At 69.1% G+C, this 11,713-nt stretch carries 11 protein-coding genes; 8 read left to right on the top strand and 3 right to left on the bottom strand.

Going from position 1 to position 11,713, the window contains the following annotated elements:
• Positions 1-7 precede the first annotated feature (7 nt).
• Positions 8-628 (top strand): DUF4328 domain-containing protein, encoded by a 621-nt coding sequence (locus tag ACIRVK_RS25695; RefSeq protein WP_404250866.1) that lies wholly within the window; start codon positions 8-10, stop codon positions 626-628.
• Here ACIRVK_RS25695 and ACIRVK_RS25690 read toward each other — a convergent pair.
• Positions 612-1,082, bottom strand: coding sequence for an ATP-binding protein (locus ACIRVK_RS25690; protein ID WP_404250865.1), 471 nt, complete (start codon positions 1,080-1,082; stop codon positions 612-614). The genes ACIRVK_RS25695 and ACIRVK_RS25690 overlap by 17 nt on opposite strands.
• A 266-nt stretch (positions 1,083-1,348) precedes the next feature.
• Positions 1,349-5,134: a carboxypeptidase regulatory-like domain-containing protein gene (locus ACIRVK_RS25685; RefSeq protein ID WP_404250918.1), complete on the bottom strand. Its 3,786-nt coding sequence runs from the start codon at positions 5,132-5,134 to the stop codon at positions 1,349-1,351.
• A gap of 459 nt (positions 5,135-5,593) precedes the next feature.
• Between ACIRVK_RS25685 and ACIRVK_RS25680 the strand changes: the two genes are divergently transcribed.
• The 7 genes from ACIRVK_RS25680 to ACIRVK_RS25650 all read left to right on the top strand — a co-directional run bounded on the left by ACIRVK_RS25680 (position 5,594) and on the right by ACIRVK_RS25650 (position 10,966).
• Positions 5,594-6,379 carry a helix-turn-helix domain-containing protein gene (locus tag ACIRVK_RS25680; RefSeq protein WP_404250864.1) on the top strand — a complete coding sequence of 262 codons (786 nt, stop codon included), beginning with the start codon at positions 5,594-5,596 and terminating at the stop codon, positions 6,377-6,379.
• A complete protein-coding gene (locus tag ACIRVK_RS25675) occupies positions 6,376-6,573 on the top strand; it encodes a DUF397 domain-containing protein (RefSeq protein WP_404250863.1) in 198 nt (65 codons plus the stop codon). The genes ACIRVK_RS25680 and ACIRVK_RS25675 overlap by 4 nt, the downstream gene beginning before the upstream one ends.
• A gap of 44 nt (positions 6,574-6,617) precedes the next feature.
• Positions 6,618-7,328 carry a hypothetical protein gene (locus ACIRVK_RS25670; protein WP_404250862.1) on the top strand — a complete coding sequence of 237 codons (711 nt, stop codon included), beginning with the start codon at positions 6,618-6,620 and terminating at the stop codon, positions 7,326-7,328.
• 761 nt (positions 7,329-8,089) lie between these two features.
• Positions 8,090-8,455, top strand: coding sequence for an SdpI family protein (locus tag ACIRVK_RS25665; RefSeq protein ID WP_404250861.1), 366 nt, complete (start codon positions 8,090-8,092; stop codon positions 8,453-8,455).
• Between the two features lie 229 nt (positions 8,456-8,684).
• Positions 8,685-9,344, top strand: a complete 660-nt coding sequence (locus ACIRVK_RS25660; RefSeq protein WP_404250859.1) for a sporulation delaying protein family toxin — start codon at positions 8,685-8,687, stop codon at positions 9,342-9,344.
• Positions 9,345-9,437: 93 nt separating this feature from the next.
• Positions 9,438-10,040, top strand: a complete 603-nt coding sequence (locus ACIRVK_RS25655) for an SdpA family antimicrobial peptide system protein (RefSeq protein WP_404250857.1) — start codon at positions 9,438-9,440, stop codon at positions 10,038-10,040.
• Positions 10,037-10,966 carry a sporulation-delaying protein SdpB family protein gene (locus ACIRVK_RS25650; protein WP_404250855.1) on the top strand — a complete coding sequence of 310 codons (930 nt, stop codon included), beginning with the start codon at positions 10,037-10,039 and terminating at the stop codon, positions 10,964-10,966. The genes ACIRVK_RS25655 and ACIRVK_RS25650 overlap by 4 nt, the downstream gene beginning before the upstream one ends.
• A 68-nt stretch (positions 10,967-11,034) precedes the next feature.
• Here ACIRVK_RS25650 and ACIRVK_RS25645 read toward each other — a convergent pair whose 3' ends face one another.
• A complete protein-coding gene (locus ACIRVK_RS25645; protein WP_404250853.1) occupies positions 11,035-11,358 on the bottom strand; it encodes a hypothetical protein in 324 nt (107 codons plus the stop codon).
• Between the last annotated feature and the right edge of the window lie 355 nt (positions 11,359-11,713).

Below are 11,713 nucleotides of genomic sequence, written 5' to 3'. Positions count from 1 at the left end.
TCCGCGCATGACCGAACCCGACAGACCTGCCGGCTCCGCTGCTCCCAAGTCGCCGCGTCTCCTTGCCCGTTCGGCACAGGGGGCGATAGCCGTGGCGGCCGTGGTCGAGGTGATCCGGGCGGCGACCCTCAGGGCCAGTCGTCTGGATCCGGCGGGGACCTCGCCGAACACGGCGGGCCTCGTCTCGATGGTGTCCGTGGACGCCATGACGCTGGCGACGGCCCTGTTCCTGGTGTGGTTCCACCGGTGCCGCCGGAACGCCCGGGTCATCACCCCGGGCGTCGACCTCGGCTCCGACGCCTGGGCGGTGATGGCCTGGCTCATCCCGTTGGTCAACGCGTGGGCCCCGCGCGGTCTGCTGCTCGCGACACGGCGGGCGAGCAGTACGGATCCCACCTCGGCGGGCCGTGACGACACGCTGGTGAACGCCTGGTGGGTGGCGTGGGCGGGCCACTTCCTGACCGGGGCGATCGGCAGCCTGACCGGAAGCCCGCTGCCCCTCCTCGTGATCGCGGAGGCACTCACCCTCACCGCCGCCGCACTCGTCATCATCGTCATCCACCGCATGACGGCCGCGCAGAGCCAGGCGCTCCACGCCGCGCGCGCCGACGTCATGCCGGCGGCCTGATCCGCAGCCTTGAGGGCAGGTCGACCTCGGCACGCACCGTCTTCCCGAGGGGCTCCCGATCCAGCACCTCCCACCGGTCGGCGAGCGCGTCCACGAGGACCAGCCCACGGCCGCGCTCGTCGAGAGGAGCGGACGGCCGTACGTCACCCGGCTTCGGATGTCGAGGCTCGGTACGGGTGTCCGTGACCTCGATACGGACGCTGCCCGTCGGCAGGGACAGCCGCAGCTCGAAGTCCCGTCCAGGCACCCGGCCGTGGGTCACCGCGTTGGCGGCCAACTCGGCGACGATCACGGCGACGGCCTCGGAGACGTCGCTGCCGTGCGGGATGCCCCAGGCGTGCAGTTGGTTCAGGGCGAGGTGCCGGGCGAGCCGGGCGCCGCGCGGGGTGGAGCTGAGGCGCTGCCTGAACGTACGTACGGTAACCGGCGCTTGGGGAGTGATCGGTGCGGTCATGGCCCCAATCTGGCGTCAGCGCAGGGCACTTCACCAGGTCGGGCGCGCGTACGCTGCCGCAGCGTACGCGACTACGGACTGGACAGTACACGTGACCATGGGGTGCGGGAGGTGACCGACCAGCGTCCAGCGCCTGACCTCGGGCAGCACCACCGTGCGGGCTGGACAGCCCATGAACGGTCTGTGCGAAGCCGCTCCGCCCGCGGCCATAGCGGTCGCGGGCGGAGCGGCGGAGCACCGCCGGTTGGTTGTCGGACGGTGGACTGTCAGCGCACGGTCATCCGCACCGGCACCGCCGGGTACGTGTACGGCGTGTCCGTGCCGACCGCGAGCGCGGCCGTGTAGGCCCCGGCCACGTCCACCGCTTTCACACCCGCGTCCAGCCGGACGGTGACGGTCAGGCGCCGGCCCGGGGCGAGCGTACGGGTGGAGGGGGTGGCGGAGAGCCAGCGGACGTCGGCTGCCGGGACGCAGCTGTCGAGGCCCGGCAACTGCTCGACGTTCGCTTGGGCGTCCCAGACGCTCGGAGCCCCGCCGACCCGGTAGAACCCGCAGGCGCCGCCGGCCCGGTAGAGGGGCGTGGCGGTGGCGGGCAGGGCCGTCCAGGTGCGGGCGGCCGGGTCGTAGGCGTAGCCGGCGCTGGTGATGGCGCCGAGGAGGTCGCTGACCCCGCCGGAGAGGAGGAAGCGGCCATCGGCGGTGGCGGACGCCGAGGCCCACAGGTCGGTGGGCAGGTCGGTGATCGGGGTCCAGGCGGCGGTTGCCGGGTCGTACGCGTAGCCGTGCCGTGTTCCCTCGATCGAGGTGGTGCCGCCCGCGCAGTACAGGGTGTCCGAGACGGTGCCGCAGCCGAGCCAGGAGACGGCCTCGGGGTAGGGGGTGGCGGCGGCCCATGTGTCGGTGGCCGGGTCGTAGACCCGCACCGCGGTGGAGCCGGTGCAGTAGCCCGTTCCGCATCCGCCGACCAGGTACCACTTGCCGTCGAGGGTGGCGGAGGCCGCTGCCGCGTAGCCGGCTGGCGCCGGGGCGGCGGTGGACCAGGTGTGGTGCTGCGGGTCGTAGACCTCGGTGGTGGGCACGGTGCCGCCGTCCGCCGTCCAGCCGCCGGTGATGTACAACTTGCCGTTCAGGAAGGCGGCCTGGGCTGCCTCGCGGGGCGTGGCGGGACCGCCGGGGATCGCTGTCCAGGCGGCGGTGAGGGGATCGTATACGTAGCCGCCGGACAGGACGGAGGTGCCGTCCGTGCCGCCGACCGAGTAGACGCGGCCGTCCGGGCCAGTGGCGACGGCGTTGTCCATGACCGGGGTGGGGTAGTCGGTGACGGAGGTCCAGCCCGAGGTGGCGGAGGTCGCATCAGTCGCAGCGGCAGCGCCCTCGGTCCTGGCCGTTGCCGTGGTTCTCGCCTTCGTCAGCCGGTCGGGGCTGTAGTCACCGGGCACGTACCGGGGGGACGGGGCGTCGGCTGCCGTCGACGTCGGAATGTCCCCGGACCGCTCGGTGAGGGTGACGGTGAGCGGGGCGGAGCCGGTGTTGCGCAGGGTGATCTGGGCGGTGGTGGCCTTCCCCCTGCGTACGGTCCTGTCGACCGCCGCCGGGCTGATCGCCAGTCGTCCGGCTCGCAGCACCGCGTCGAGGCGGGTGGCGTGGTCGGCCTTGACGCTCACCCTCCTCGTCGCCGTGGTGTAGTGCTCGGCGCTCACCGCGACCTGCTGACGGCCCGTCCGTGGCGCGAAGCGTACGTACGTACCGTCGCCGGCCGTGTTCGCCGTGGCGCCGGACCTGCCGCTCACCGTCGCGCCGCTCACCGGCCGGCCGGTGTTGCGGTCCGTCACCGTCCCGTACAGCAGCCCGCCCGGCACCGGAGCGCAGGTCATGCCGCCGAAGGCGACGTCATCGACCTGCCAGTAGTAGGCGTCGTCGCCGGTATAGCGGAACCGCACCCGGACAGTGGACTTCCCGGCCGCAGCCGGGAGGGCGACGCTCTGCGGCCCGGGACCGGCGGAGACGGTGTCGTGGTGCCACACCGTGGACCAGACCTTGCCGCCGTCGACGCTGAGGTCGACGTCCGCCTTGGAGGCGTCGGAGAACCGCCTGTAGAAGGTGTCGAAGCGGACCGCGGGCGTGTCGTAGCCGGTCAGGTCCAGGACCGGGGAGACGAGGGAGGTGTTCTGCCGGTCGGCGAAGTAGCCGCTGTCGGCGATGGCGAATCCGCCTGAACCGCCGGTGAGGTTGCCGCGCCCGGCCGGGTCGTCGAAGCGCCAGGTGTTGCCGCTGCCGGTGACACTCCACCCGTCGGGAGCGCCTGTGCCGTCGAAGGTCTCGGTGCGGTTGCTGAACGTCTGCCGGTAGCCGGGCGCCACGCAGGCGGCGGCGTCGACCGGGACGTCGAAGTCCTTGCGGCCGGCCTTGGCCCCCAGCGTCAGGTCGGACGTCGTGACCTGGTAGCCCGGGTAGACCGGGTCGACCTGGAGGCTGTAGGTGCTGTTGGCGGGCAGCTTGAGGGTGTAGCGGCCGGTCGCCGGGTCGGTGTACGTCCGGGTGGACGGCTCGTCGGCGACCTGGATGCCCGCGGAGAGCGGCCAGCCGTGGCCGGAGCCGTCCCGGATCCGCCCGCTGACGGTGACGAGGGGCTGGGCGGTGAGGGTGAAGTCCCGTGACACGGTCGCGCCGTCGCCGACCTCGACGGCGGCCGAGTCGGCGCTGCCGTAGCCGAACTTCACGGCCGCCACGTCGTACCTCCCCGCCGGGAGCGTCATGTCGTACGTGCCGTCGGCGCCGGTCGTCGTGGCGTTCGCACCGGCCGTGATCCGCACCTCCGCGACCGGCGCGCCGGTGGCTGGGTCGGTGACCTTGCCGGTCAGCCTGCCGTACGGGCCGGTGGTGAAGGCGACGGTGCCGTTGGGGGTGCCGAGGCCGGTCGGGCCGTCCCAGCCGGGGCCGGCGGTGCACAGGTCGGCGGTCGCGCAGGTGCCGTTGGTTCCGGAGGCCACGTCGTTGAGGGCGCCGGTGTGAGCGTAGGGGTAGGCGTTGGGGTAGGTGTTGGCGCCCGGCGTTCCGGCGAGCGCGTAGGTGGCGGCGATGATCGGGGCGGACGCGCTGGTGCCGCCGTAGACGCCCCAGCCGCGGTCCTCGTACGTGTTGTAGACGCTGACCCCGGTCGCCGGGTCCGCGACGGCCGACACGTCCGCGACGGCGCGGTTGGGGCAGTCCCGGCCGGTCTGGAAGGACGGCTTGGGGTAGTAGGCCGAGCAGCCGCTGCCCGCGCCGGTCCACGCGGACTCGCTCCAACCCCGGGTGGTGCTGCTGTCCGGGCTCAGCGACGTCCCGCCGACCGCCGTGACATACGGCAGCGAGGCCGGGTAGCTGGTGCCGTAGCCGTTGTCGCCGGTGCTGAAGGTGATCGCCACGCCCGGGTGCCTGTAGTAGGTGTCGTCGGGCAGGTCGCCGATCGCGCTCTCGCTCCCGCCCCAACTGTTGGAGACGTATCTGGCGCCGAGTGCGACCGCCGTGTTCTCCGTTTCACCGAGGTTGCCGATGGCCGGGTCGTCGGCCTCGACCAGCAGGATGTGGCAGAGCGGGCAGGCGGCGCTGACCATGTCGAGGTCGAGGGCTATCTCGCCGGCCCAGCCCGCGTCGGGCTCAGGGTAGTTGGTGCCGCCACGCTGGTCGGTCTTGCGGAAGCAACCGTTGGCGGTGGTGCAGGGCGGCAGGCCGAACTGGGAGCGGTAGACCGCCAGGTCGGCCTCCGCGTTCGGGTTGTCGAAGGCGTCGACAATGGCGACCGTGCTCCCGGCCCCGGCCACGTCGGAGGGCAGGTCGTAGGCGCTCTGGAGGTCGGCGGGACCCAATCCGGCGGGAGCCAGCAGTGGTTGAAGGCCTTGGCCGGTCTGCCGGACGTCGTCGCGGGCGACCGCGAAGCAGGCCATCTCGCCGGGCTTGTCGGGTTTCACGCAGAGGCGGCGCGTCGGCACGGTCGGGGCCGTCGCCGCGGTGGTGGCGGCGGCGTCGGCGGTGGCGGTGGCGGTCTGGGGGAGCGCCCAGACCAGTGTCACCAACAGGCCCAACAGGGCCGATAACGTTGTCAGTCGGCTACGGAACAGTCCTGCCTTGATCATCCGGGTCCTCTCAGACCTTCATGGGTAGAAGAGAAAACGATCAGTCCGGAGCGTAAATCATGAACATGTCACGTGTGTGAATTTGTACGCCGCTGTTTGATTGATGGGATTGCGCAGCCGGTTCAGGGCGAAGTGCAGGGCGAGCCGGGCGCCGCGCGGGTGGAGCTGAGACGCTGCCTGAACACACGTACGGTAACCGGCGCTTGAGAAGTGAACGGTGCGGTCGTGGCCCCAATCTGACGCTCCTGCACGGCACTTCACCAGGTCGGGCGCGCGTACGCTGCCGGGGCGTACGCGGTTACGGACTGGACAGTACGCGTGACCAACCGTGACCATGGGTGCGGGAGGTGACCGACCGTGGTCGATGGTGGCGGTGAGCCGGAGTCGTCGGACAGTATGCGGACCTTCGGGGCCGTGCATCAGGCGTTGCGGGAGCACGCGGGGATCAGCCGGGAGGAGCACGCCGACCTGGTGCGCTTCTCCAAGCACACGGTGGCGTCGGTGGAGTTGGGCCGCCGGATGCCGGATCAGGCCTTCGTCGAGCGGGCGGAGGAGTTGCTGGGCAACACGGGCGCGCTGCGGAAGGCGTTGCCTACGCTGGCTCGGCAGCCGGGGTTGGCGGCTTGGTTTCGGCGGTGGGCGCGGTTGGAGCAGGTGGCGATCACGCTGTACACGTACGAATGCCGGTTGATTCCGGGGCTGTTGCAGACGGAGACGTACGCACAGGCCCTGGCCGCGGACCACCTGCCGCCGCTCGCCGACGCGCAGATCGAGGAGCGGTGGGCGGCACGTGCCGAGCGGCAGAGGCTGCTGCGGGAGCGTCCGAACACGGCGTTCGGCTTCACCGTCGAGGAGCACCTGTTCCTACGGCGCACGGGCGGGCCGGAGGTCACGCGCGAACTCATCGAGCACGTCCTGGAGATCGCCCAACTCCGAAACGTCGAGGTCCAGATCATGCCGCTGGTCCAGGAGTCTCACTCCGGGCTGCAAGGGCCCCTGCAGTTGCTGGAAACGCCCGAGAATCAGTGGTTCGCCTACCTCGAAGGGCAGGAGAGCGGCCAGCCGATCTCCGATCGGAAAGTAGTAAGCGTGCTCCAGAGGCGGTATGCCAGGATGCGTTCGCAGGCTCTCACCATGCAGGACTCCGTAAGCCTGCTGCAGCGCATGCGAGGAGACCTATGAACGCGCCCGAGTTGACCTGGTTCAAGAGCAGCTACAGCAGCAGCGCATCCGGCGACTGCGTCGAGGTGGCCGTAACCCCCGCCACCATCCACATCCGCGACTCCAAGAACCGCCGGGCCCCGCACCTCACCCTTTCCCCACGGACGTGGTCGGACTTCGTGACACACGCGGGAAGGGCCTGTCCCTTGGCGTAGGGGCGCCCGTGAGCCGTCTCGGGGCCGTTGGGTACCGTTCTGGCGTGTCCATGCCTCCGGCGCCGCAATCGCCGTACCAGACGCCTGTCTCCCCCTGGGGCGCTATGCCCCCTGCCCCGCCGGCGAAGAGCCGGGCCCCCCTCGTGGCCGCGATCATCGGCGGGGTCGTCCTCCTGGTCGTTGTACTTTTGGTGACGCTGGTGCTGATAGGGAAGGCACTCGAGAGCGGGTATCCCCGAGGGCAGTTCTCCCTGACCGTGCCGCAGACCCTGGTCGATGGCCGCTTCACGCTGGAACAGGACAACTCCCTGACCGAGGGGCCGGCGCTGCAAAGGATCTGGAGGCACAGCTGGGACGCCGAGGCCGTCCACGGCGTCTCCGCCGTCTACCGGCCCCCAAGCATCGAACGGGGTGATCTCGTAGTGACCGGCATGTACGGCCGGTTCAAGAACACCGATGAGGTGCGCTCCCGCGTCCTGGCAGACAACGCCTCCAAGTACAACCGGGTCAAGGTGCTCACGCCTCCGGAAGATGACACCCCCTCCGGCTCCCGCATCAAAATCAGCTGCGAGGCGCTGACCCGGACCTGGCCCGACGGATCGACACTCACCTACCCCGTCTGCGTCTGGGCGGACGGCAACACCTGGGGCCGGGTGGCAGACATGACCCTCATTGCCGCAAGGAACCTCGACCTGCAGGCCACCGCGCGGAACACCCTCCAGATCCGCTCCGAGATGATGAAGCCGATCGCCTGATCCCCATCGTCCGGAACGCGATGCAGGAACCAAGGCGCGCTGCACGCGACTGCGTCCCTGGGCACGGGCTCCAACCGCACTGCGTACGCGACCGGTTGGACCACCACCGCCCGTCCCCTGGTCACCGTCTGACGGACCGCACCCGCACGGCCACGACGAAATCCGCCGCCTGAAGGCCGTCACCGTGCCCCATCTGCCGTTCCCGCACGCTGAGCAGGCCTGTGATCGTCCACCGGCGACGCACCGTACGCATTTGGGAAGGTCTCGCTCGAACGCGTCTACGCGGTCGCCAGCCAGACAGCACACCAGGCGACACCCGCTGACCTGGCGGAAGGCGTTCGCGGGCACCGCACTGGGCGATGGGGAATCGTGAGCACCATGTCAGGGACGTGACGTTCGGGGAGGATGACTCGCGCGTGCGCACCGGAAGTGCACCCCGGCGATGGCCTCCCGGCGAAGCCTGGCCATCGGCGCGCTCCACCTGGCGGGGCGGGACAACATCGCCGAGGGCCTGCGCCATCACGGGGGGACACGACCCGGTCGCTGACGACTCTCGGACTCACGTGATCATTCCCGACCGATCGCGAGAACAACGGGGCCCTGGGCCCCTTCCGGTCGCCATGGCTACCGAATAGCGGTATTGCCAACTCCGTTTAATGCAGCAGGGTTTGGGCCCGATTCCTGTTTGAGTGAACCGAACGGTTGTGCAATGATGGCATCACAGCATCACAGGACTCTGCTGGGGGAGATGAGTCGAACTGATGAATACCCATCTCGTGGTGGGGATTGTTTTGACCGTGCTGTATCTGTCGGTAGGCGTCGGCGTCTTGACCACCGTCCGCGCTAGCCGCAACGGCACCCTGCGCCGGAACACATTGGTAGGCGTGCGCACGTCCGCGACGCTCTCTGACGACGCCGCTTGGCGCGCGGGGCATCACGAAGCCCGGCGCCATTATGTGCTGTTGATTCCGGTACTGGTCGCAGGCGCGATCGCGGTACTGGTCAACGCGTTCGCACAGGGCCCTTTCTGGGGCTTCGCGGTGATCGTCGGGGTGAGCGGCGTCATCGACATCGTGATCGCGGCCCGCTCCGTTTCAGCGGCAAACGCAGCCGCGCGCCGCTCCTGACCCCACCCTTTCAGGCTCCGGTGGCGGAGGCCGCAAGTGGACGGCTCTCCACCACCGGCTCTGGCGCCGTTGGTCCGGCACCCTGCGGTACCGACGGGACCCACCGCAACGCTGGCATGAACCAGCGATTCGCCTTCGTTCGCCGTCGCAAGGTCACGTGGCGGAGCGCTGGCCGGCCTGCCCCGAAGCGGTGGAGCACGTACACGACGACGATTTGAGGTTACCTCACATGAACCTGAAAAAGACCGGTGCGGTCGTCGCTGCGGCGGCTGTGCTGAGCGTCGGTGCCGCCTACGGCTCGGCGTCCGCATTCAGTGCGCCGGCGGCCGCCCACACGGCGGTCAGACCGGCGCAGCACCACGTGAAGTACTCCGACGAAGACATCGTCGGCCTGCTCGTCTTCGGCAAGGGCAAGGCGGCGGACGACCACCCCGACCTCGCCCAGCAGATCCGCTCCCACCGGTCAGTCGAGAACGACAAGGTGACGCTCCCACAGATCGCCCAGTTCACCAAGGCGCTCAAGGGCGTGGACAACGATTTCCACGCCAAGGTGACGACGTCGGTCCAGATCAACGACCCGTTCGCCGCCAAGGCCGGCATGCAGCGGCTCGGTGACGACATCACGACGTTCCTCGCCAAGATAAAGCAGGCCGGCGTCAAGAGTCCGGACCGGGCCAACGGCTGGCTCTGGCACGACGCCAATGTCGTGATCGAGGTCAACGCCGTCGGCGCCATCAACGGCGTCGTCTACGCCAACGTGGCCGGCGCGACCGAAGCCGTGGTCACCCTCGTGGTGGTCCCGTCCGCCGTGAGCTACGGCTTCGACCTGCGCCAGCCCAACAGCCTGGACGCCGACAACCTGGTGTCCTCGGTAGCGACGGCCCTGTAGGCATTCGCGCCGCGCCGGGGCACCTTGCGTCCCCGGCGCGGCTGAACCCCCGGCGTCCGTCAGACCGTTACCACCGCAGAGGATCGCGCCCCGATGGCAAGCAACGCCACCGATGTCCCGTCTGAACCGGCCGGTCCGAAGGCCGGATCACTACGGCCGCTCACCCTGTTCTGCGTAGCCTGCCTCGTCTTATTCGGCTATCTCGCCGCCGGTCTGTTCTACACACTGCCGAGCAACGCGCTGAGCAGCCGACACTCCAAAGGTGCACGCCCGGTTTTCAACACTCTGGTCCCGGAGAACTGGGCGTTCTTCACCCGTAATCCGCAGACCACGCAGACCGGTGTCTACGCTCAGCGTGCGGACGGCTCGATACGGAATCTCCTCAGAACGCCACAGGGCGATCCGTCGAATTTCTTCGGACTCTCACGCAGGCAACGCGCCCAAGGACCAGAGCTGGGCTATTTGAACGCCAACGCTGCAGGAAAGTGGGCTGACTGCGCCGGCTATCTGGACGACTGCGTCAAAGAGGCCGCCGCCAAACCGGCGGTCCAGGTGAAGAACACCAATCCGGTGCCGACCGTGTGCGGCGATGCGTACCTCACCCAGGAAGAAACAGTTCCGTGGAGTTTCCGCAATCAGGTTCCCTACGTCAGGCGCGTGCTCAAAGTCGCTCATCTGGACGTCCGATGCGGGTGAGCGACGCATTGCAGTCGTCTGCCAGTTGGCTGGCAGCCCGCACCGCCCGGCACGATCTGCGCAGCCGGTGGTTCGGGGCCGGCCGCACGGTCATGGCCGCGGCCCAGCTCAGCGTCCTGCTGCTCACCCCCGTCAAGGCCCTGCTCATCCCGGTGGTCTCGATGGGTGAATACCCCCGCTGCGACGGGGTGCGGGCCGCCTCCGCACTGTGCATCGGAAACGACGCGGTGGGCACTGAGCCCCGCCGGTGGCTGCTCATCGTCGTCTTCGCGGTCGTGGCCAGCGGATACCAGCCGCGCTGGACGGCCATTCCGCATGCCTGGGCCACCTATTCGGTGGCCGTGAGCATCGCCGTACCGGACGGTGGCGAGTCGATCGGAATGATCATGGCTCTGCTCATGACTCCCATCGCTCTGGCGGACGACCGCACCTGGCACTGGCAAACACCCACCACCGAACCGAGACAGTCCTGGCAAGCCGTCACCCTCGCCGCCTTCCTCGCTATCCGGGTGCAGGTCGCCTACCTCTACCTCGACAGTGCCATCAGCAAGTTCGGAGTGGCGGACTGGGCCAACGGCACCGCGGAGTACTACTTCCTGCGCGACAACATGTTCGGCGTGGCCCGGCCCTGGGACTCACTGTTCCTCTCGATGTCAAAGAGCTCCCTGGTGGTGGTCGCACTCACCTGGGGAGCGCTCATCATCGAACTCGCCATCGGTGTATGTGTCCTCGCATCGGACCGGTGGCGCAAGGCCGCACTGGCGATGGACATCGTGCTCCACGGCTCGATCATCCTCACCATGGGCCTGTGGAGCTTCGCCACGGTAATGATCGGTTCCGCGATCGTCTGCGCGACCCCGGAGCGCAAACCATCCCCACCACTCACCACACCGGCCATGACAGAACCGCTGGTGACAACGGCCTGAGCCATGACGGCCGAAGGCCGGCAACGGACAACGCCCGTTCGGAAGGGGGCGTTGTCCGTTGCCGTCGTTCACCCGGCGCCCGGCGCACCAATACGGAACCGGCTGCCATTGCGTGCGCCGAGCCGGGCGGTGAGAGACACAGGGCGCGCATGCGCGTCCGCGCTGAACTCGACACTCGACTCGGCAAGCCGCGCATCCTGCTGCCACCGGTAGCGGAAGAACACAGCCACACGGTGCTCGCCCCCGCCGACCGGCACATCAACGGTCCCCCAGCGAGCAGGGAACTCTCGCCCGTCCACCTCCACAACAGGCCGGGTCAGCAGATGATGGAACCACGCGGCTGACAAGGACGGTTTGACCGTCACCGACAGAACTGCCCCGTCAGAACTCATGAGTTGATCGTAGCAACGCAGCCCGGCCACCACACGCCCGAGCCGAGCCACTTCCGGATGGCCACCAACGGGCATCGACACTGCTCTCTACAACACTGCCCTGCACTCCGCCGACGCGACCGGTTACGACCCCGCCGTCACCCAACTCGACTGATCACCAGCGAGGGTGGTGGCGCTCGATCGGGGCACCCTGTCGAGCGCCAGTCGAGTTCACAAGGACGCGAATTGGTTCGCGGGCCGTGGCCTCTCGGTTCTCCGGCTCTCGAGATCCATCAACCCGCAGGACGGCCGTGCGAAATCACCGCGTTTCTGCCTTGCTGGTGGCTCCGCTACAGTTCTCGATCACCTGATCGCT

Source organism: Streptomyces sp. NPDC101152, assembly GCF_044768275.1.
In the GTDB taxonomy this organism is placed as follows: Bacteria; Actinomycetota; Actinomycetes; order Streptomycetales; family Streptomycetaceae; genus Streptomyces.
The sequence above is the reverse complement of the archived record's forward strand: the minus strand, read 5'-3'. Positions and strand labels throughout refer to the sequence as shown.

What these genes read in the sequence shown, in the direction of transcription:
- ACIRVK_RS25695 (WP_404250866.1), top strand. Translation starts at nt 8, where the DNA reads ATGACCGAACCCGACAGACCTGCCGGCTCCGCTGCTCCCAAGTCGCCG.
- ACIRVK_RS25690 (WP_404250865.1), bottom strand. Translation starts at nt 1,082, where the DNA reads ATGACCGCACCGATCACTCCCCAAGCGCCGGTTACCGTACGTACGTTC.
- ACIRVK_RS25680 (WP_404250864.1), top strand. Translation starts at nt 5,594, where the DNA reads ATGCGGACCTTCGGGGCCGTGCATCAGGCGTTGCGGGAGCACGCGGGG.
- ACIRVK_RS25675 (WP_404250863.1), top strand. Translation starts at nt 6,376, where the DNA reads ATGAACGCGCCCGAGTTGACCTGGTTCAAGAGCAGCTACAGCAGCAGC.
- ACIRVK_RS25665 (WP_404250861.1), top strand. Translation starts at nt 8,090, where the DNA reads ATGAATACCCATCTCGTGGTGGGGATTGTTTTGACCGTGCTGTATCTG.
- ACIRVK_RS25660 (WP_404250859.1), top strand. Translation starts at nt 8,685, where the DNA reads ATGAACCTGAAAAAGACCGGTGCGGTCGTCGCTGCGGCGGCTGTGCTG.
- ACIRVK_RS25655 (WP_404250857.1), top strand. Translation starts at nt 9,438, where the DNA reads ATGGCAAGCAACGCCACCGATGTCCCGTCTGAACCGGCCGGTCCGAAG.
- ACIRVK_RS25645 (WP_404250853.1), bottom strand. Translation starts at nt 11,358, where the DNA reads ATGAGTTCTGACGGGGCAGTTCTGTCGGTGACGGTCAAACCGTCCTTG.